This is a genomic window from Fodinicola feengrottensis (genome assembly GCF_010993775.1).
GTDB classification, from domain to species: domain Bacteria; phylum Actinomycetota; class Actinomycetes; order Mycobacteriales; family HKI-0501; genus Fodinicola; species Fodinicola feengrottensis.
Window position 1 is genome coordinate 104,028 of record NZ_WOTO01000023.1, and the last position, 19,605, is coordinate 123,632.

A 19,605-nucleotide genomic window follows, 5' to 3' on the forward strand; every position below is an offset into this window, starting at 1 on the left:
AAGGTCTACCTCTTGACCCACCCCCCGCCCCGTTCACTGGGTGGGGGTAAGAAAACAGGGTGGGTACGACAGTTTCGCGCCGCACCCGGGTTTGCCGGGTCGTCAGAGTTGCCCGATAAGTGTGCGCTCCTGTGGTGATCATGGTCGGTCGACTACCGCGACTCCTCTCGGAGGCGACCCAGGCGGCGATCTGCGCGCGGTTGGTGAACCCGAGCTTGGCGAGAATGTGCTGCGTGGGTTTCGGCGGTGCGCTCGCTGATATACGCGGTGGCGGCGATCTGCCGGTTGGTCAGGCCCTGCCGAACCAACTCGGCAACCTCCCGCTCCCGGCGGCTGAGCGGTCCCTTCGCCCGGCCGGCCAACGAGCTGGCCAGCTCCTGCGCCTTTCGCGCCAGCGACAGCATGCCCAAGTCGCCCGCCCGGCTGGCCGCCAACACCGCGAGGGCAGCCGCCTCCAGCCGGTCGCCAGTACGGTTTCGCCTGGTCAGCGCATCCGCGAGCCGATAGGTGGCAGTGATCGCGTACGGCCGCATGCCGGCCTTCTCATTGATGTCGACGGCCGCCCGCAGGTGCCGGACAGCGTCTTCGTAACGGCCCATAGTGGTCGCCGCGACGCCCAGTGGCAGCCGGACCGAACCGCTGACCGCGACGATCCCGGCGCCACCGCAGACGAAGAGGTCGGCGTACGGCGACAGCATCCGGTACGCCTGCGCCGAAGTCTCGGCGTCCCCAAACTCGGCGGCCAGATCAGCGGTGCCACCGGCGGCCGGCAGCAACACGAAGCCGGGCACTGAGGCGAGCGGCGGCAACGTCCGGTAAAGCCGCAGGGCCTCGTCGCGGCGGCCAGTGGTGAGCTTCCACACGGCCCCGACCGCCCGCAGCGACGCCATCGCCATCGCATCGCCGTGCGCCTCAAGGACCTCGTCGCGCACTGCCGTCTCGTCACCGGTCATCGCCCGCAGGGACAACAAAAAGCCAAGTGACGGCAGCAAAGCGCCCTCATGTCCGGCCTGTCGCGCGAGCGCCTCGACCCGACGGCCGAGCGTCTCAGCTTCGGCGAACCGGCCACACCCGAGCGCGATAGCGGCCTGTGACCGTACGGCATGCCAGCGGGCCAGCGGCGACTTGATCCGCTCGGCCGCCGCCGCGATCGGCACCAGCTCCGCTTCGGCACGGTCGATGTCCCCCAGTTGTACGTACGCGTCGAACCGCCACAACCGGCCCACAGGATCGCGTCGTCGTCCAACCCCCGCCGCCGACCTCGAGCAGGCGGTCGCCCAGCGCCAGCCGGTCACGAGCGCCGTCTGGGCCGCTGCGAGCGAACTGCCGGGCCCGGAGCGCCTCGACCAAGGCCCGCCGGTCACCCACCCGCTCGGCCATCTCGAGCGCCTCGGCCGACTGCGCTTCGGCGTGCGCGAGGGTCCGCCAGGAGTCCGAAGCCACCTGCTGGGCCAGCAGCCTCGCTCGTACGGCACTGTCCTGGGTCGGCATTGCGGCCAACGCCTCATCGCAGAGCGCCCGGCCGGTCTCGTCCCAGACGAAGTCGGTGACGCCTTCCATCGTGAGCGAAGCGCGCGCGATGGTCTCGGTGTCGCCGACCGTACGGGCGAGGTCCGCGGCCGCGAGCAGCGCTTTCCGGGCCGCGTCCACGTCGTACGCCTTGACCAGCGCTTGTGCCCTGGCCAGCAACAACCGGCAGCGGTCAGCTACCCCGAGCGGCCCGCCGGCGGCCAGCGCTCGCCCGTAAAGCGTGCCAGCCTCCTCCCAGGCGAGCTGGTCCATCGCCTGTCCGGCGGCCCGCTCGGCCCAGTCGACGGCGAGCGCCGCGTCCCCGGTCGGCAGCGCCTCCAGCAGATGGAACGCGATCTGCCCGATCCGCGCGTCCGCATCGCTGCGACCCATCAGGAATTCGGCCATCCGCTCGTGCAGCTGGAGCCGCTCGACGGTGGCCACCTCCAGCCGAGCCGCCTCGCGGATGAGGTCGTGCGCGAAGGCACCGGCGGTCAGGATCCCGGCGCCAGTCGCCTCGTCGACGGCCGCCAGCACCTGAGCCACGGACCGGTCGGCGACCGCCGCGAGCGCGGTCGGGTCCAGCTCGGACCCGCGACGGCGGCGGCCGACACCACCGCCGCGCAGTCCGCAGACAGCCGGCCAAGCCGGGCCCGTACGGCATCCCGTACGCCCGCTGGCAGCTCCGCCGCCACCTCGCCGGAGCTGCCCAGCAGCCGCCCCAACTCGGCAACGAAGAACGGATTTCCCTGCGTACGCTCGCAAATCGCGGCGGCCACGGTGGCCGGCACGGCCCACCCGGTCACCCCGGCCAGCTGCTGCCCGACCTCGGTTTCGGTCAGGCCGTCCAGCCGGATCCGGCTGACCGCCGACTCGCGCGCCAGCTCGGCGAGGCCGGCCCGCAGCCCGCCGGTTTCGGTGTGCCGGAAGGTGCCGAGCACCGCCAGCCGGGAGCCAGCCACGTTTCTTGCCAGGTGCACCAACAAAAGTACCGACGCGGGATCCGCCCACTGCAGGTCGTCGAGCACCACCAGCAACCCGGCCGGCTGGGCCGCCGCCAGCAGGAACTCCGTCACCGCCTGGAAAAGCCGGAACCGCTCGCCCGGTCCACGGTCCGCCCGCGGATCCCAAAGCTCAACTCCGACGCCACCAGTCGCCTTCACGACCTGACGGAACGGCCAGTACGGCGGACTGCCCTCCTCTTCGGTGGCCCGTCCCCCCCACCCGACCGTCATGTCCAGACTTTTGGCTCTTGTGACGGCAAATTCGGCGAGCGCGGTCTTGCCGACACCGGGCTCGCCGGCGACCAGCACCACTTGCCCATCGCCAGCCAGCGCGTCCCGCAGCCGGGCGTCCAGCAGCTGCCGCTCACGCTCCCGTCCGACGAACTGCCGCGCCACCGGTCCCCCTCAGCTGTGGTGAGGCTCCCAGGCTAGCCAACGCGTTGGCCGGACCCCCAGTTCGACGGCGCGAAGGTGCGCACGTACGCGATCGAGGTGTCCAGAGCCACCTCCAGCGGCAACGAATCGCGCCGGGTCTGGCTGAGCAGCAAGCCACCCTGGACCGCGGCGAGCAGCGCGAGCGCGAGCCGGTCGGGGTCCGCTTCCGGGACCAGTTCTCCCCGCGTACGCATCGCCGCGAGTCCGTCGCGCAGCAGCTTTTCCCAGCGGCCAAAGGAAGTCGCCAGCTCGTCGCGAGCCGCCGGGTCGGTCTCGGCGAGCTCGCTGGCGAGGGTGCCCAGCGGACATCCGCCCGTACAGTTGCGCTGTTCCATAACGGCAACCGCCATGTCTCGCCACTCCTGAAGGGCAGCGAAACTGTCCAGCCGGTCCAGCGCGAGCCGCTGGAAGCCGAGCACGTCGGTGGTCTGCCGCTCGATGACCGCGTGTACGAGCGCGTGCTTGTCGGCGAAGTAGTGGTAAAGCTGCGACGCGCTGACGCTCGCCTCGCGCTGGATGTCCTCGATCGTGGTCCGCGCGACCCCCTGGGTCAGCATCAGCTCCGACGCCACGCCCACGATCCGGTCCCGGGTGGCCCGCCCCTTGGCGGTCAGCCGCGCTGGTTCTGTTGCCATGCCCGCACTTTACCCGTTCTGGAGTTAGCGCTCCAATTTACCCGCAACGCCCCGCTGCTTGCGTCAGATGCAAGCACTGGGGCGTTGCGGACAGAACTCAGGCGGCGGGACGGTCGGTCAGGAGGCGGCGCCGGCGTACCGGCTCGAGGGCCGGGTTCGCGAAGGCGCCGTTGGGCTCATAGAGGTTGGCGCCGGGAGCGACGATCTCGTCGATCCGGTCCAGAGCCGCGTCGTCGAGTACGAGCGAAGCGCCCTTCAGCGCGCTTTCCAGCTGTTCCATCGTGCGCGGACCGATGATCGCCGACGTGACGCCCGGGTGCGCCACCGTGAAGGCGATCGCGAGTTCGGGCAGCGTGCAGCCAAGGTCGTCGGACAGCTCGACGAGCTTCTCGACGGCATCGAGCTTGGCCGCGTTCGCTGGCAGCGTCGGATCAAACTGGTTCGGGCGCAGCGCGCGGGCGGCCGGTAGTCATGTCAATCGGCTGGTTCTTCCGAAATTTCCCAGACAGGAAGCCAAAAGCGAGCGGACTCCAGACAAGTACGCCCATCCCGTACCGCTGAGCGACCGGCAGCACCGACTTTTTTCCACCCCACGGGCGAGGATCGAATACGGCGGCTGCTCCGTACGGAACCGCATCAGGCCGCGCCGCTGGGCAACGGTGTGCGCCTCCACGATCTCCTCAGCCGCGAATGTCGAGCAACCAAAAGCGCGGATTTTCCCCTGTTGGACGAGATCCGTCAGCGTCGACAGGGTTTCCTCGATGTCGGTTTTATAGTCCGGCCGGTGAATCTGGTAAAGGTCGATCCAGTCGGTCCGCAGCCGCTTCAGGCTTTCCTCGACCTCCCGGACGATCCAGCGCCGGGAGTTTCCGCTCCGGTTCGGACCTTCCTCGCCGACCGCGAAATGCACCTTGGTGGCGAGTACGACATCGTCGCGGCGCCCCTGGAGCGCTTTGCCGACGATCTCCTCGGACTCTCCGGCCGAGTACATGTCAGCGGTGTCAACGAAGTTGATGCCCTGGTCGAGGGCGGTGTGGACAATGCGGACGCAGTCGTCGTGATCGGGGTTGCCGACCGCGCCGAGCATCATGGTGCCGAGGCAGTGGACGCTCACCTCGATGCCGGTGCCGCCGAGAACGCGGTAACGCACAGTGTTGCTCCTTTTGTGGTCGTACGTGATCACGCCTCACGCTAGAACCTAGAGTCGACTCTAGGTCAAGCCCGATAGCGCCCCAGTTCCGGCACCGTACAAACGATCAGCGCGACCGCACAGACCGTGAGCGCGCGCCGCCTACCCCCATCGCCCAGCGAGCTCCGAAACCCCGCGCCGGCGAGTCCGTGCAGCACGTTGCCCAGCTGCGGCCCGCCGACCAGGACGACGGTCAACGCGCCCTGGATCCGCCCGCGCAGCGCATCGTCCGTGTACGCCTGCGAAATCGCGTTCCGGAACGTACTCAAAACGAAGTTCACCGCACCGCCCACCAGCAGGGCCAGCACGGCGAGCCAGAGCTGGGCGGCCAGCGCGAGCAGCACGACCGCGACGCCCCAGACCATCGCCGCGCAGGCCATCAACGCGCCATGCCGGCGTGCTCGGGTGAAAGTGCCCGAGACCAGTCCGGCGGCGAAACCCCGGCCGAAAGCGGCATAGAGCAGTCCCAAGGCGAAACCTCCGCCGTACGTACGCGCCGCCAACTCCGGGAAGAGAGCCACTGGATTCCCGAAAACCATCGCGGCCAGGTCCACACCAAGAATCGCCACCAGCAGACGGTGGGTGAGCAGGTAGCAGCAACCTTCGGTCACCTGGCTGACAACGGAGGCTGCGAGCTGTCGGGGAACCGCCGGAATCGCGGGCAGCCGAAGGATCGCCCACAGGACCATGAAAAGTGCCAGCATGTCGAAGAAATAGAGCCATCCCAGCCCGACCATTGGGATCAACACGCCGGCGAGCAGAGGCCCGACTATCGCACCGCAGGAGCGGACCAGCGAGCTGAGGCTGTTCGCGGCCGGCAGCAGCTCCACCGGCACCACCCGGGGCACCGCGGCACCCATTGTTGCCAGCGTGACGCCAAAACTCACTCCTTCGCATGCCACCAGTGCCATCAGGACCACGACCGACCGGACGTTCCCCACGGCCTGCAGCCACAGCAGCAAATACGTCACCGCCAGCCCCGCCTGCGCGATCACCAGCACCCGGCGCCGATCCAACGTGTCCGCCAGCACGCCACCCCACAGCGCTGCCACCACCAGCGTCAAGAACGAGACCGCCGCCGCACCGCCCACCGCAGCCGACGAGGCGGTCATCGCGAACAGCTGGTTCGGGATGGCGATAATGCTGAACGAACCACCCACCGCCGACACCACCGACGCGAGCCACAATCGGCGGAACGCCGGAATTCGCAGGGGTCGTACGTCGACGGCGTAGTCCAGCAGCGTCACACTTTCACCACACGTCGGCGACGACGCACGCGATGTTGTCCGGCGCGCCCGACTCGTACGCGAGCCGGATCAACTCGTCCACGATCCGTGCCGGTTCGCCCGGACCGGCCAGTGCGGCTCGCAGCGAACTTTCCTCCACCACTCGGGAAAGGCCGTCAGAGCAAAGCAAATAACGGTCTCCCGCGACCGCGGAATGCAGCGAGAAGTCCGGTCGTGGCTCGGTCTTACCGCCTACTGCCTGGACCAGCAGTGCCCGGTCGGGATGCGACTCGGCCTCGGCGGCGGTGAGCCGGCCTTCATCGACCATTGCCTGCACGTATGTGTGATCGTGGGTGAAGTGGAAAAGATCGCCCGCACGCAACAAGTAGGCACGCGAGTCACCAACATGGACGAGCGCCAGTCGGGTGCCCGACCACAACGCGGCGGTGAGCGTGGTCGCCGCCTTCGCGCCGATTTCCCGGACCGCCTCGGTAGCGCGGTCGACCGCGTCTGCCAACACATTCAACAACTCCGCGGTCGGTACGGCCAGATTTTCCAGCGGTTTCAACGCGTTCACCGCCGCTTCGCTGGCCAACCCGCCGGCCCGGCCGCCGACGCCGTCGGCCACCGCCCACAGCCGCTCGCCGGCAAAGGCGATGTCCTCATTGCTCGTACGCACCATCCCGACCGCCGACCTAGCCGCGTACCGAATCGCCAGCGCAGCCTCCCCAATATCGGTGTCCCGCCCGGAAAGATGGTCGATCAGAAACGTGGCGAGCTGTTCGCGAGCGGCCGTGTCCGCGACCACCCGCTGCCAGTACGCGGCCACCTCGCTGGCCGCGGCGGCCGCCGGCAGCTCGCAAACCAGCCGGATCCGCGCCAACGGCATGTCCAGCCGGCGCAGCCACGCGATCAGCCGGGCCCGCTCGACCTGCGCCGGATCGTAATAGCGATAGCCGTTGCCCTCGTCCACCTCGGCCGGCCGCAACAACCCCAGCTCGTCATATAGTCGCAGCGCCTTGGCCGACAACCGCGCCATCCGGGCAAACGCCCCAATCGTCACCAGCTCCACAGTCAGCTCCTTCCGGCCGGTGTCCCGATGGTGCGGCTTCCCCCGGGGACAAGGTCCATCCTCGAGCCCGAGCCGGCCAGTTCGGACTGGTTGAGCGCCGCTCGGGCTGTGAAAGAGTGGCCTGCGGGGACCCCGGCACGGAGTAGGAAATGGCACGGATTCTGTTCAGCGGCGGGAAGGTCTTCGACGGCAGTGGCGCCGATCCGGTGGCCGCCGACCTGGTCGTCGAGGGTGACCGGATCGTCGAAATCGGCGCTGGCCTTCACGGTCCGGAGCAGGTCGTCGACTGCACCGGCATGACTTTGTTGCCTGGCCTGATCGACTGCCATGTGCACGTGACGGTTTCGGACGTGACCATCAAAAGCCGGGTGGAGAACCCGTTTTCGTACCAGTTCTACCAGGCCGCCCAGAATCTGGCCCGTACGCTCGCGGTCGGCATCACCACGGTACGAGACGCGGCCGGGGCCGATCTGGGCATCAAGAAAGCGGTGGAAGATGGGCTGATTCCTGGTCCACGCATGCAGATCGCGGTCTCCATGGTGAGCCAGACCGGCGGCCACGGCGACGGCTGGATGCCGTCCGGGCTCTGCCTGCCGCTGGGCGTGCCGCATCCAGGCCGACCGAGCGGCATCGCCGACGGGGGCCGAAATTCGCAAGGTGGCGCGGGAAATCCTGCGAGCTGGCGCGGACGTGATCAAGGTCGCCACCACTGGCGGTGTGCTGTCGCCGACCGACGACCCGCGGCACACCCAGCTGACGCCGGCCGAGCTGGAGGTGCTGGTCACCGAGGCGGCGATGCAGGGCCGGTACGTGATGGCCCACGCGCAGGGCACCGAGGGCATCAAAAACGCCGTACGAGCCGGCATCCGGTCCATCGAGCACGGCATCTACCTTGACGACGAAGCGATCGAGCTGATGCTCGCCAACGGGACCTGGCTGGTGCCCACGCTGGTCGCGCCGGTCAGCGTGATCAGGGCCGCGCAGGCCGGCGCAAGTGTGCCGGAATCGGCTGTGCGCAAGTCAAAAGAAGTCATCGAGGTCCACGTCGACTCGGTCCGCCGGGCGGTCGCAGCGGGTGTCAAGATCGCGATGGGCACCGACAGTGGGGTCGGTCCGCATGGCACGAACCTGGACGAGCTGCCGCCGCTGATGGCGGGCTGCGGCATGAGTCCCGGCCAGGTGCTGGCGGCAACCACGTCGTCGGCCGCTGAGCTGCTCGGCTACGGCGACCAGTTCGGCCGGTTGGCCACCGGCTATCGCGCCGACCTGGCGATCGTGGCCGGCGATGCGTACGAGCTGAACCACCTCGCCGCGAATGTCAGCCAGGTGTGGAAAAACGGACAACTGGTAGCCCGCGACGGACAGCTGGTTTAAGACACCGCCGGCATTCCAGGACGGATCTTAAAGACGTTCGCCAGCCTGAACCGCAAAGGAAACGCGGTTGCCGGGCGGCGCGAGCGGGCATTGCCAGGCGGGGTTATAGCGACAGGACGGGTGGTAAAGGAAGTTGAGGTCGACGACCAGGCTTTTCGCCCCGCCGCCAAGATCGGCGCTTTTGGCTGTGTCCAAGAGATAACGGCCGCCACCGTAACTGGTGTCGGCAGCGGTGCCATCTCGTAGTGGCAGGAAAACTCCGCCCGCATATTGCCTGAGCCACCACACGTCCACGCGCGAGCCCAACAACTCCACCTGACCGATCCGGCGCATGGTGGTGGTCCCCTCGCCGTCTGTCGGCACATCCAACGTCGTCGCGTCATCGACGAGCAGCAGGTCCAGCTCGAACCGCAGACTCGGGTCGTACGGCCAATAAGGCACACCAGTCTCGCGCATCGGGTGGTCGTCGGTGAGCGGGCTCTGCGAGTGCCGCTGGAACAGCTCGTCCCGGCCGGCCCGCCACAGCGCGTGACCATCCGCCGGGTTTTTGGCCGCTCGTACGGCCGCGTAAAGCTCAGCCACCCGGCGACGCCAGTCCAGCAGCGCGAGATCCGATACGTCCGAGTCGGGCAGTGCCGCCACGGGCTCCTCCTCCGGTCGTCGACCAGCGTTCGCAACTGGCGGCAGAACGGTTCCATGGAAAAGTGGGAGCGGCAAGCCCACCCGCGACCGGATCGAGAGACACCCGTGGCTGACTACCCGCAGATGATCGTCGCGACCGACCACATCGAGCCGTGTCCTCGCCGGGTGCGCGGCTTCCTCGGCGGGCAACTGGTCTTCGACACGACGCGCGCGCTCTACGTCTGGGAGTGGCCGAGCTATCCGCAGTATTACGTGCCGGTCGCCGACGTGAATCCCGAAATGCTGGTGGACGAGCAGCACACCCAGAGGCTGAAGCGCGGCACCGCGCGCCGGCACGGCCTGCGGGCGGGCTCTGTCGTACGACCGGAGTCCGCGCGGGTCTACGGCGACGACGCGCTGGCGGGGCTGGCTGGCACCGTCCGGTTCGACTGGGCGGCGCTGGACGCGTGGTTCGAGGAGGACGAGCAGGTTTTCGTCCACCCGCGCAGTCCGTACACGCGCGTCGACGCCCTCCGGTCGACCAGGACCGTGCGCGTCGAACTCGAAGGGGCGGTACTCGCCGAGTCGTCGTCTCCAGTGATGGTCTTCGAGACCGGGCTGCCGACTCGCTACTACCTCAACCGGACTGACGTGAATTTCGAGCACCTGGTGCCCACCGACACCGTCACAGCGTGCCCGTACAAGGGAAATACCAGTGGCTACTGGTCGGTCAAGATCGGTGACGCTCTGCATGCGGACCTGGCGTGGGCGTACGACTTCCCGACCCGCCAGCTGCTGCCGATCACCGGCCTGATGGCCTTCTACAACGAGAAAGTCGACATCAGCGTCGACGGCAGCGCCTTGCCGCGGCCCGTCACCCACTTCTCCTAACAGCGCATTCGCCCAGGTCAGCGGAACCACAGTCGGCCGTAAGCGAGACGGCAGTGAGCTGGCGCATGCTGAATGGGTCAGATCTGAGCGGGTCAGATCGCCACGAAGGAGATGTTCCCCGATGAGAACGAGCACCCCCGGGGTCAGCCTCGGAGTCCGATAGCGGCTGCGAATGGGATCGACACGAGCGGATGCGACCGACGGGGGCGCATCCGCTCCCATGCGGACAGAATCGGTGACGGTCAGCCGTAAGCTCTGGCCGAAATTCAGATATGTGCAACGATCGAGCCATGGCTGTCTTCTCGTTTCCCGACCGGCACCGGGTCGCGGTGCTCGTACGACATGGCCTGCTGCCCATCGAGCTAGGGATCGTGCACCGGCTCTTCGGGCAGGCCCGGTCGGCCGCCGGCGAGCCGCTGTACGAGGTGGTGACCTGCTCGCCGACGCCTGGCCAGGTGTGTACGGACGCGGATTTCACCATTACCGTCACGCACGGCCCCGAGGCGCTGGCCGAGGCTGAGACCGTGGTCGTACCGGCCGCGACCGCCGACTACGAGCCGCGCGGCTCGCTCTCACCAGAACTTTCCACCGCGTTGAAGACCATTCGACCAGGCGCCAGGATCGCGTCGATCTGTACGGGCGCGTACGTGCTAGCCGCCGCCGGCCTGCTGGACGGCCGGCCGGCGACCACCCACTGGCGGTCGGCTGACCAGTTCCAGCTGCTCTACCCGCAGGTAAAGCTCGACCCGGAACGTGCTCTACACCGACGACGGCGACATCCTCACGTCGGCCGGCGTGGCCTCGGGCATCGACCTGTGCCTGCACATGATCCGCTCGGACCACGGCACGGCGGTCGCCAACGCGGTGGCCCGCGGCACGGTGGTGCCTCCGCATCGCGAGGGCGGTCAGGCGCAGTACGTACACCGACCAGTGCCCGAACCGCAGGTCTCGTCCACCGGCACCGCCCGCGGCTGGGCTCTCAACCACCTGCACCGGCCGCTGACTTTGCTTGAGCTGGCGAAAAAAAAAAAGAGTCGATGAGCGTACGAACCTTCACTCGCCGGTTCCGGGAAGAGGTCGGGATCTCGCCGGTCCAGTGGCTGACCCAGCAGCGCGTCGAACGGGCCCGCCACCTGCTGGAGGAGACCGACCTGTCGGTCGACCGGATCGCCGCCGACGCCGGTTTCGGCACCGCCGCCTCCCTCCGCCAACACCTGCAAACCGCCCTCGGCGTCTCTCCCAGCGCTTACCGCAGCACCTTCCGGCTCGTCAGAAGCTGACGCTTATTGGGGCATCGACTTGAGGACGTCGTCCGGCACGATCAGGTCGGCGCGAGTTCGGGTGCCGGCGACCAGGTCCGCATTGCGTTGATCCGTGCCGTACGCCCAAGCCATCGCCGCGTTGTGGGGCTTGCCGAACTGTTCGTGCCGGGCGACCAGTCGGTCCAGCCGGGTTTGTTCGGCCAGGTCACAGAACCAGGCCTCGTCGAGCTCGGCCCGGACCGGCGCCCAGGCCGGTTCGTCGACCAACAGGTAGTTGCCTTCGGTGACGACCAGCCGGGCATCCCGGGTGACCGGCAGACTGCCGGCGATCGGCTGCTCGATCTCGCGTTCGAAGCCCGGTGCGTAGACGATTTCCTCGTCGTCGGCCCGCAATCGACGCAACAGTGCGACATAGCCGGCCGCGTCGAAGGTGTCCGGAGCGCCTTTGCGGTCCCGCCGGCCGAGCCGATCGAGCTCGATATCGGCCAGGTGGAAGCCGTCCATCGGCACGTACGCGACCCACGACCCGATCCACGCCGAGCCGGCGGCGGCACCGAGGAGCTCGGCGACCAACGCCTGCGCCAGCGTGGACTTGCCGGCACCGGGCGCGCCGGTGATGCCCAGCACGGACCGTTTTGGGTTGGCTCCGACCAAAAACACGGGCCCGGTCGGCGAGCGAGACGAGGTTCATGCGTCAGACATACCCGCGGTCGGTCACGAGATCTCCTTGCGATAGGCGAGAAACCACCTTCTCATCCGCCGATGGGCGTAGGTATGCCTAGTCGCGTACGCCCCCTCTAGGCACCCGTCTAGGTATGCCCTGAGCTGCGAAGATAGACATCGACACCCGATGCTCCAGGCCGCCGTCCACACCAGAATTGGAGTCACAAGGACGGAAGCGAAACAAGGAGCACACCATGTATCTGCACTCGGGAATGATCTCCGCACTGGCCATCGAGCGGCAGCGGGAACTGGTCGCGGACGCTGAGCGTCGCACCGCACCTGCTGAGCGCGGCCCGGCGGGCCCGCAAGGCGCGGTCCACCACCAAGGTGGCCACCGGCGGGCGTGCCGCCGATACGCTGGGAGGGTGCGGCCCAAGCGCAATGCCAGTCCGATGATGATCGGGCGCGATCGCGAGCTGCGTCAGCTGACGCAGCTCGCGTCGTCTCCGCGCCCGGAAGTGGCCCTGGTCGCCGGCGAGCCGGGCATCGGCAAGACCCGGCTGATCCAGGAGTTCCTGGCCAAGGTGCCGGCCGGCACGGTCGCGCTGGTCGGCCGGGCCGAGCCGGATTCGCTGGCCAGACCGTACGAGCTGCTGCTGGACGCCGTCAGCCTCGCCGACGACGACCCGCAGCTGCAGGCCCTCACCGACCCGGCCCGGAGCCCGGTCGAGCGGCTGCACACCGGCATCGACCTGGTCGACCGACTGGTCGGCGACGCGCCGGCGGTGATCGTCTTCGACGACCTGCACTGGGCCGACTCGGAAAGCGCGGCGCGCTGTTCGAGCGGCTCGCGGACCGGACCGGCTCGCAGCTGCTGGTTGGCACGTACCGGCCGGACGAGGTCACCAGCCGGCATCCGGTGGCCGCACTGCTGGCCCGCCTCGAGCGCCGGCACGAGGTGGCGCATCTGCGCCTGGGCCGGCTGACCGAGGCGGACACCGGCGCGATGCTGGCCGCCGTCACCGGCAAACCGGTGTCCTTCCGCGTTGTCGCTTCGCTTTACCGCCGTACGGGCGGAAATCCGTTCTTCCTTGAGGAGTTGCTTCGCGCGCACTCCGACATCGACCTTGAGACGCTCTGCGAGTCGCCGCTGCCGTGGAGCCTCACCGAGGTGCTCCGCCAGCAGGTGGACGACCTCGACCCGGACCGGCTGCGGATCGTCGAGGCGGCCGCGGTGCTCGGCCACCGGGTGCCGTTCGACCTGCTCGCGGCCGTCACCGGCGCCAGCGAGCAGCAGCTCATCGAGGTGCTGCGCGAGCTGGTCACTCGCGGTCTACTGATCGAGTCAACCGAGGACGAGTTCACCTTTCGGCACGCACTCGTACGGGAGGCCCTGACCGGCCAGATGCTCGGCCGGCAGCGCCGGCGGCTGCACGAGGCCGCCCTGGACGCGCTGCTCGCCGGCACGGTCGGCGGCGCCACCGACGCGGCCGACCCGGCGCTGGTCGCGCACCACGCGGAGGCCGCCGGCCGGTACGACGACATGATCGCGGCGGCCCGGAAGGGCACCGCTGTCTACCTCGCGATCGGCTCGGCGTACCAGGCCCTCCAGCTCGCCGAGATGGCGCTGGACGAGGTCGGCGACGACACTGAGCTGCTGGCCGCCGCGGCCCGGGCGGCCTGGCTGGCCGGCCTCGGCGACGACGCCACCGCGTACGCCTGCCGATGGCGGGACAGCGCGGACCGGGCGGAGGAACGGGCAGAGGCGCTCTACCTACTCATGCGGCTGTCGTGGGAGTCCGACGACCTCGCCGACATGGAACGCTTCACCGACGACGACATCGAAGCCCTGCTCGACGAGCTGCCCGGACCCGACCGCGCGCAGGCGATGACGGTGTTGTCGCAGTCCCTGACCCTCCGGGACCTGCCCGATGCGGCCATCGAGTGGGCCGACCGGGCGCTTGTACTGGCCGAGCAGCTCGACCTTCGCCGAGTCCAGCTCACCGCCCAGGTGGAGAAGGGATCGGCGCTCGGTGACCGGCCGGTCACCGCGCAGGACGGTCGCCAGCTGTTGGCTGGGCTGCTCGACGAGGTGGAGAAACTCGGCGAATGGGTGCTCGCGGCCCGGGCCCTGAACATGCTGGTGCAGATCCCGCTCGCGTCCGTCACCGAACAGGCCGAGCTGCTGGAACGGATGCGGATCGACGCCGAACGCGCCGGCTACGAATGGCTCGCGGTCGCCTCGTACTACCAAGGCCTCGCCCGGCTCGCTCTCAAAGACGGCGACCTCGACGCGGCCATCGACGCGCTGCTGGAAGGCCGGGCCGCAACCGCGTCTATCGCCGGCGCGGCCGACGGTCGGACTTTCACCTGTTTTTTTCCTCGCCGGCCTCAGCCTGGAAGCCGGCGACCTGCAGCGGGCCAGCGATCTCATCGAGGAAGTCGAGGCGCTGCGGGTCCGGATGCCGGTCGCCTTGCCTGGACTGACTTTCCACCTGGCCTGCCGACAGAATCGGCTGGCGGACGCCGACCGGCTGCTCACCGTGGTGCTCGACGACCTCGAAGAACAGCCCTGGCGGTCCGGGTCACAGGCCCACGACCTGGTGTCGGCCGCACTGTTCGGCGGGCTGCCGCTGCCGCGCGTACGAGAGTTGGTCGCCGAGTCGTTGACGCCGGACGTCTGGGACGACTGGCGCACCTTGGTGGAAGCGCAGGCAGCCGAAGCCGCCGGCGTGACCGCGGATGTCCTTACGGCGTACAGATCCGTCACCAAAGCCGTCATCCTGCCCAACGCCGTCCTGGCCACCGCCCACACCGGCGCGGCCCGCTGCCGCTGCCTGCACGCCCTCGGCCGAAACGCCGAAGCCGCCCCGCACGTGGAGGCTGCCGCCGAGCTGCTCGAACAGTGGCGCGGCTGGCGAGTCGATCAGCTCGAACAGGTGCGTACGCAACTGGGCCTGGCACCCCGCTCCGGCGAACGCGCGGTCACCGGCGCGGACGCCCTCACCCCTCGCGAGCGGGAGGTGGCGCTCCTGATCGCGGCCGGCCTCACCAACAGCGAACTGGCCCGCAAGCTCTACATCTCACCGAAAACCGCAGCCGTCCACGTATCGAACATCCTGCACAAACTGGGCCTGTCGTCCCGTACCGAGGTCGTCAGCGCCCTCGGCAAGGACTGACCGGACATCCACGACGTTCAGCGGCGGGCGGGGGAACTTCGCGCGGATGGCGTCGATGTTGGTTTGGCGGCCGGTGGGGCCGCCGAAGCGGAGCACGTCATAGCCGGTGTACGCGGGTGCGAGAACGTCGAGCTGGTCCACCCAGTCATGCAGTTGGTCCAGCCAGGCGGTGGAGCGTGGCTGGGGGTCGGCCACCGCGTCCTGGATCGCTCCCACCAGCTCGCCCTTGCGCTGGATGGTCCACGGGGTGACCGAATGCAGGCACACATACTGCCCGCTCAAATACGCCTGCCACTCCTCGCGGCCAGTCACCGGATCGGCGAACTGGCGGACGAACCAGCTGCGCAGGTTGTCCAGGCCGAGCTGGTCGGCGAGGCCGAACAGGTCCCGGTGGAACATCTCGGTGCCGTCCGAGCGCAGGTAGCTGGGCAACGGCAGCCGGTAGGACAGCATGTCCCGCCCGGACCGCGTCCGGGTCGAGCCCGTGACCGGCCGCCAGCTCCTCCAGCGACGCGTATTCAAAGTCGACATACCGGTCGTCGGCGGGGGTCATCGGATGGTCTCCGTTGATCTCCCGGAAGCGCCGGGCGACCGCGGCACGCAGGTCGTGGTGGAAGCGGGCGGTCGGGCTCGGCTCAGTGCTGACGCTCATGCAGAGACAGTACGACCCGGGTCTGACAGTTCTGGCTCCATTGCGATCACCCGGCCAAGATAAGCCTCCAGGGTAGCCGCGGACGAGGTCACCAAACCGACATAGCCGTCGGGCCGTACGAGCACCGAGGTGCCGGCGGGCACGTCGTACGCGCGCGCTGCGTGACCGTAGGCATCGAAAATTCCGGAGCCGATCTCGTACGATTCCACCGCCGAGTTGTCTGGGGCGGCCGAGCCGAAGCGCAGCAGGGTCCAATGCGGGCCGACGAAGAGTTCGAAAAGCCGTACCGGTCGCCCATCGGCGTCCAGGCAAGGCGCATCCGGCGCCCGATCGCCGGCCACCAAACCGGTCGCGTTGGACCGGTCGTCGACCGCGAGTGGGCCTTGCCGATAGCTGAGCCCCAGCTGCTGAGTCTCCTCGCCGCGCTGGTTGGCATCGGCGTCGCCGTCCAGGTGCTTCTTCAGCAGTGTCGTGGAGACCCCGAGGACCTGCTCCGCGACCGGCACCCGCTCAGCCTCATAGCTGTCCAGCAGCTCCGCGGGGGCGCGCCGCCGAGCACCGCGGCGAGCTTCCAGCCCAGGTTGTAGCCGTCCTGGATCCCGGTGTTCAAGCCTTGCCCACCGGTCGGCGGGTGGACGTGCGCCGCGTCGCCGGCCAGGAAGACCCGGCCGTCCCGGAACCGCTCGGCCATCCGGATGTTCGGCCGCCACAGCGTGATCCAGGTCAGGTCGTGCAGCCGGATATCGGTACGGCCGGAAGCCTTCTCCAGCGTGCGCTGCAGATAGTCCAGGCTGAGGTCGGGCTCCTCGCCGGCAACACCCTGGGTCGCGATCACGTAGTGGTCCGGGCCGCTCGCGAGCGGGGTGAACCCAAAGAAGGCGCGGCCGTCGTCCAGCATCCAGCCGTGCCCGAGGTCGTGGTTCAGGCCATCGGTGCGTACGTCCGCGAGCAGCATCCGGACCTGCTCGTCGGTTTCCCCGACAAAGGAGATGCCGAGTGTGTCTTGCGACGACGACGCTGCGCCCGCCATCGGCGCCGACCAGGTAACTGACCCGTACGACCTCGGCCCCGCCGTCCCGCTCCAGCGTCGCGGTCACCCCGGTGGTGGCGTCCTGCTCGAAGCCGACCAGGGCGGTGCTGAGCTCGACCCGCACGCCCAGGTCCGCCAGCCGCTCGCGGAGGATCTGCTCGGTCCGCCACTGCGGCACGAACCAGGCGTTCGGATACGGCACGTCCGGCCGCGGGTCGACCGGCTCGGCCATCCGGCCCTCCCAGGTGACCTCGTCGCCGGCGTACATCCGCATCAGCGGCGCCCCGATCCCGGACTGGCGGATCTGGTCCAGGACCCCGAGGTCTTCGAGAACCTCCTGCGTACGCGGCTGCATCCCGTCGCCGCGGGAGCCGACCGAGAACTGGTCGGCCCGGTCGACGATCCGTACGGCCACGCCCCGGCGGGCCAGCTCGATGGCGGCGGTCAGCCCGGTCGGCCCCGCTCCGGCGATCAGCACCTCTGCGTTCATGACAACCCCTTTCGAATGAATTATGATTCAGTGAATCTGAATTCAGAATGCCTCGACTGCTAGCGTGCTGTCAAGGAGGGCGACCCGCGAAAATGTCCGAACAGCTGGCGACCGGCGGCCGCAAGGCGAAGGCGGCCGAGACCGAGACCGCACTGAAGGCAGCCGCCTGCCGGGTGTTCGCCCGGCAGGGCTACCTGAACACCAAGATCACCGACATCACCGCCGAGGCCGGCCGCGCCGCCGGCTCGTTCTACAACCACTTCAACGGCAAGGAAGAGCTGCTCAAAGCCTTGTTGAAGGACATGCTGGAGGCCGGCGACGAGGCCGTTTTCGAACCCGGCTCAAGACACAGCTCGGATTTCACCGACCGGGCCGCGGTGCGCTGGCATGTGGCCGCTTTCTGGCAGTTCTTCCGGACGAACATGGTCGTCTTGACCGCGTTGCGGCAGGCTTCGCTGGTCAACGCCGAGTTCGGCGGCAGCTCCAGGAGCTGATGACCGACGACCAGAACCACATGTCCAGTCACCTGGAGTTCATCACCCGCGCTGGCCGACAGCTCCCCGGCTCGACCGACCTGACCCTGGCCGCGATGAGCTCACTGCTGGACGCCTTCAGCCTGCGATGGCAGATGAGCGACGAAAAAAACCGACCGGCCGCGCGGTCTCGGACGACGAAGTCATCGAGACGCTGACCGCCTTCCTTTTCAGGGCCCTCAACGGCTCCGACTGATCTCGCCCTCGCGCTACCTCGCGTGCCGGCTGGAGCCACCGGCCGCACCTGCCGTCGTACGTATCCCTGACGGACTAATCTCGGTGCCGATGCATGAGTACGCCGCTGCCGCCGACCTGACGTCCTCGTGGCGACAGCCGGAGTGGCTGCTGATCGCGGTGGCCGCCGCCGCCGCTGTCTGCGTCCTCTGGGACCGGGTCTGGCGGGTCGCCCGGAACGTGGTGACGATCGCCCACGAAGGCGGCCACGCACACTGGTCGCGCTACTGACCGGCCGGCAGCTCAGCGGCATCCGGCTGCACTCGGACACCTCCGGCCTGACCTTGTCCGCCGGCCAGCCGGAAGGGCCGGGGATGGTGGCCACCGCGGCCGCCGGCTACCTGGCGGCGCCGCTGGTGGGCACAGTGGTGGCCGGCCTGGTCAGCCTCGGCCAGGCGACCCGGGTGATGTGGATCGGCGCCGCGATCCTGCTGACAATGCTTGTCCTCGTACGTAACGCATATGGCGCATTGTCGCTGGTGCTGACCGCCGTCGCCCTGCTTGCCGTGTCGCTGCTGACACCACCAGCCCTGCATGCCGCGATCGGCGGCGGCCTCAGCTGCTTCCTGCTCTTCGCCGGCCCGCGGACGCTGGTCGAGCTGCACCGGCAGCGCCGAAACCAGTTCATCCAGTCACCACACCTGCGCGACCTGCGTGTTCAGTCCGACGTGGACCAGCTGGCCCGGCTCACCGGGCTGTCCGTCGGGATCTGGCTGACTGACCATCATGGCCACCGCGATGGCCGCCGCGATCGTGCTCAGCGTCGGCGCCCTGCTGGTCAGCGCGACACCCTGACCTGCTGTTTCAGCCTCCGCCGGAAAACCGGCGGACCAGCTCGGTGCGGGACCGGATCGACAGCTTCCGGTAGACCGAGCCGAGGTGCGTCTCGACCGTACGGACGCTGACGAAGAGCTCGGCGGCGATCTCTCTGTTCGAGTGACCGGTCGCGACCAAGTCCACAATGCGTTGTTCGGCGCGGGTCAGACCGGTGTTGCCGCGAGCCGGTTCGATGCGGTCCAGCTCGGCGGCCGCGAGGGCCACGAACGGCACGGCACCCAGCTCGGTGAAACAGTCCAGCGCGGCCTGGAGCGACTTCCGGGCCTGCTGTTTGGTCCGCCGGCGGCGCTGCACCTGGCCGAGCGCGAGCAAACTCCGACCGCGTTCCAGCGGCAGTTGCGACTCCTCGTGCGCGCGTACGGCCTGCTCAAGAAGCTCCTGCGCGGCGTCCAAGTCGCCCTCCGCTGCGCGCACCAGACCCTCGATGCGAAGCCCAACGCCCAGCACCGTCGGCCGGCCGCCGCGCTCGCCGAGGGCCCGTTGTTCGGCGGCCAGCTCGGCGGCCTCAGCCAGTCGGCCGGTGGCGACCAGCGCCTGCCCGAGATCGCCTTCCAGCCGGTGCCGCCGGCCCGGCTCGTGGATGCCCTCGGAGCGGGCCATTCGCAGTGCGACGCCGAGAACGTCGACAGCCTCCTCGGGTTCGCCGTCGACCAGCGCGGCGAGGCCAAGGACCTGGCGGTGGACGATCGCCTTGACGACGTCGACGACGCCGTCACTCTTCTCGTCGGCCAGCTCCTTGGCCACCAACGCCCGCGCGCTCGCGATGTCA

Annotated in this window: 21 protein-coding genes and 4 pseudogenes; 10 read left to right on the top strand and 15 right to left on the bottom strand. The window is 68.8% G+C overall.

Annotation, left to right across the window (positions count from 1 at the left end; translation table 11 throughout):
- Positions 1–152: 152 nt before the first annotated feature.
- The 7 genes and pseudogenes from GNX96_RS64420 to GNX96_RS21835 all read right to left on the bottom strand — a co-directional run bounded on the left by GNX96_RS64420 (position 153) and on the right by GNX96_RS21835 (position 7,070).
- Complete coding sequence (locus GNX96_RS64420; protein WP_390624102.1) at positions 153–1,157, bottom strand: LuxR C-terminal-related transcriptional regulator; 1,005 nt, start codon at positions 1,155–1,157, stop codon at positions 153–155.
- On the bottom strand, positions 1,048–2,046 hold the full coding sequence (locus tag GNX96_RS54055) for an ATP-binding protein (protein WP_390624103.1): 999 nt from the start codon (positions 2,044–2,046) through the stop codon (positions 1,048–1,050). Before GNX96_RS54055 ends, GNX96_RS64420 begins: the two co-directional genes overlap by 110 nt.
- A complete protein-coding gene (locus tag GNX96_RS21815) occupies positions 2,004–2,909 on the bottom strand; it encodes an AAA family ATPase (RefSeq protein ID WP_163569485.1) in 906 nt (301 codons plus the stop codon). Before GNX96_RS21815 ends, GNX96_RS54055 begins: the two co-directional genes overlap by 43 nt.
- Positions 2,910–2,941: 32 nt before the next feature.
- Positions 2,942–3,583: a TetR/AcrR family transcriptional regulator gene (locus GNX96_RS21820; protein WP_163569486.1), complete on the bottom strand. Its 642-nt coding sequence runs from the start codon at positions 3,581–3,583 to the stop codon at positions 2,942–2,944.
- A gap of 97 nt (positions 3,584–3,680) precedes the next feature.
- Positions 3,681–4,673 (bottom strand): annotated as a pseudogene (locus GNX96_RS21825) (aldo/keto reductase).
- Between the two features lie 125 nt (positions 4,674–4,798).
- On the bottom strand, positions 4,799–6,019 hold the full coding sequence (locus GNX96_RS21830; protein WP_163569487.1) for an MFS transporter: 1,221 nt from the start codon (positions 6,017–6,019) through the stop codon (positions 4,799–4,801).
- A 4-nt stretch (positions 6,020–6,023) separates the two neighbouring features.
- Positions 6,024–7,070: a MerR family transcriptional regulator gene (locus tag GNX96_RS21835; protein ID WP_279581105.1), complete on the bottom strand. Its 1,047-nt coding sequence runs from the start codon at positions 7,068–7,070 to the stop codon at positions 6,024–6,026.
- A gap of 296 nt (positions 7,071–7,366) precedes the next feature.
- On the opposite strand from GNX96_RS21835, the pseudogene GNX96_RS54060 reads away from it, so the two are divergent.
- Positions 7,367–7,624, top strand: a pseudogene (locus GNX96_RS54060) (amidohydrolase family protein); the annotation flags it as partial.
- Between the two features lie 136 nt (positions 7,625–7,760).
- A complete protein-coding gene (locus GNX96_RS54065) occupies positions 7,761–8,444 on the top strand; it encodes an amidohydrolase family protein (protein ID WP_279581106.1) in 684 nt (227 codons plus the stop codon).
- A gap of 27 nt (positions 8,445–8,471) precedes the next feature.
- On the opposite strand, the gene GNX96_RS21845 is transcribed toward GNX96_RS54065, so the two are convergent.
- On the bottom strand, positions 8,472–9,086 hold the full coding sequence (locus tag GNX96_RS21845) for a DUF1684 domain-containing protein (RefSeq protein ID WP_279581107.1): 615 nt from the start codon (positions 9,084–9,086) through the stop codon (positions 8,472–8,474).
- 54 nt (positions 9,087–9,140) lie between these two features.
- On the opposite strand from GNX96_RS21845, the gene GNX96_RS21850 reads away from it, so the two are divergent.
- The gene (locus GNX96_RS21850; protein WP_163569488.1) at positions 9,141–9,956 is read left to right on the top strand and encodes a DUF427 domain-containing protein; all 816 of its coding nucleotides are present in this window, start codon (positions 9,141–9,143) and stop codon (positions 9,954–9,956) included.
- Positions 9,957–10,246: 290 nt separating this feature from the next.
- Positions 10,247–11,236: pseudogene (locus GNX96_RS21855) on the top strand (GlxA family transcriptional regulator).
- Positions 11,237–11,239: 3 nt separating this feature from the next.
- On the opposite strand, the gene GNX96_RS21860 reads toward GNX96_RS21855, so the two are convergent.
- Positions 11,240–11,878, bottom strand: coding sequence for a nucleoside/nucleotide kinase family protein (locus GNX96_RS21860; RefSeq protein WP_163569489.1), 639 nt, complete (start codon positions 11,876–11,878; stop codon positions 11,240–11,242).
- A gap of 257 nt (positions 11,879–12,135) precedes the next feature.
- Here GNX96_RS21860 and GNX96_RS21865 point away from each other — a divergent pair, with 257 nt between their 5' ends.
- A complete protein-coding gene (locus tag GNX96_RS21865) occupies positions 12,136–12,867 on the top strand; it encodes an ATP-binding protein (protein ID WP_163569490.1) in 732 nt (243 codons plus the stop codon).
- A 73-nt stretch (positions 12,868–12,940) separates the two neighbouring features.
- On the opposite strand, the gene GNX96_RS64425 is transcribed toward GNX96_RS21865, so the two are convergent.
- From GNX96_RS64425 to GNX96_RS64435, 3 genes are all read right to left on the bottom strand, one after another.
- Positions 12,941–13,450, bottom strand: coding sequence for a hypothetical protein (locus tag GNX96_RS64425; protein ID WP_390624104.1), 510 nt, complete (start codon positions 13,448–13,450; stop codon positions 12,941–12,943).
- Between the two features lie 6 nt (positions 13,451–13,456).
- Positions 13,457–13,591: a hypothetical protein gene (locus tag GNX96_RS64430; protein ID WP_390624105.1), complete on the bottom strand. Its 135-nt coding sequence runs from the start codon at positions 13,589–13,591 to the stop codon at positions 13,457–13,459.
- 64 nt (positions 13,592–13,655) lie between these two features.
- Positions 13,656–14,315: a hypothetical protein gene (locus tag GNX96_RS64435; protein ID WP_163569493.1), complete on the bottom strand. Its 660-nt coding sequence runs from the start codon at positions 14,313–14,315 to the stop codon at positions 13,656–13,658.
- Positions 14,316–14,343: 28 nt separating this feature from the next.
- Between GNX96_RS64435 and GNX96_RS64440 the strand changes: the two genes are divergently transcribed.
- A complete protein-coding gene (locus GNX96_RS64440; RefSeq protein ID WP_163569494.1) occupies positions 14,344–15,060 on the top strand; it encodes a helix-turn-helix transcriptional regulator in 717 nt (238 codons plus the stop codon).
- On the opposite strand, the gene GNX96_RS64445 is transcribed toward GNX96_RS64440, so the two are convergent.
- Together GNX96_RS64445 and GNX96_RS61280 are read right to left on the bottom strand one after the other, a co-directional pair.
- On the bottom strand, positions 14,965–15,591 hold the full coding sequence (locus tag GNX96_RS64445) for a DUF6058 family natural product biosynthesis protein (RefSeq protein ID WP_390624106.1): 627 nt from the start codon (positions 15,589–15,591) through the stop codon (positions 14,965–14,967). The two genes, GNX96_RS64440 and GNX96_RS64445, sit on opposite strands and share 96 nt — an antisense overlap.
- A 117-nt stretch (positions 15,592–15,708) precedes the next feature.
- Positions 15,709–17,232, bottom strand: a pseudogene (locus GNX96_RS61280) (FAD-dependent monooxygenase).
- A gap of 92 nt (positions 17,233–17,324) precedes the next feature.
- Between GNX96_RS61280 and GNX96_RS54080 the strand changes: the two are divergent.
- The 4 genes from GNX96_RS54080 to GNX96_RS21915 all read left to right on the top strand — a co-directional run bounded on the left by GNX96_RS54080 (position 17,325) and on the right by GNX96_RS21915 (position 18,904).
- Complete coding sequence (locus GNX96_RS54080; RefSeq protein ID WP_279581109.1) at positions 17,325–17,726, top strand: TetR/AcrR family transcriptional regulator; 402 nt, start codon at positions 17,325–17,327, stop codon at positions 17,724–17,726.
- The gene (locus tag GNX96_RS54085) at positions 17,726–17,923 is read left to right on the top strand and encodes a hypothetical protein (RefSeq protein WP_279581110.1); all 198 of its coding nucleotides are present in this window, start codon (positions 17,726–17,728) and stop codon (positions 17,921–17,923) included. The genes GNX96_RS54080 and GNX96_RS54085 overlap by 1 nt, the downstream gene beginning before the upstream one ends.
- 127 nt (positions 17,924–18,050) lie before the next feature.
- Positions 18,051–18,230 carry a M50 family metallopeptidase gene (locus tag GNX96_RS21910; protein ID WP_279581116.1) on the top strand — a complete coding sequence of 60 codons (180 nt, stop codon included), beginning with the start codon at positions 18,051–18,053 and terminating at the stop codon, positions 18,228–18,230.
- A gap of 26 nt (positions 18,231–18,256) precedes the next feature.
- The gene (locus GNX96_RS21915; protein ID WP_279581115.1) at positions 18,257–18,904 is read left to right on the top strand and encodes a M50 family metallopeptidase; all 648 of its coding nucleotides are present in this window, start codon (positions 18,257–18,259) and stop codon (positions 18,902–18,904) included.
- Here GNX96_RS21915 and GNX96_RS21920 read toward each other — a convergent pair.
- On the bottom strand, positions 18,804–19,605 hold an 802-nt coding region (locus GNX96_RS21920; protein WP_163569497.1), incomplete at its 5' end, for a LuxR C-terminal-related transcriptional regulator. The genes GNX96_RS21915 and GNX96_RS21920 overlap by 101 nt on opposite strands.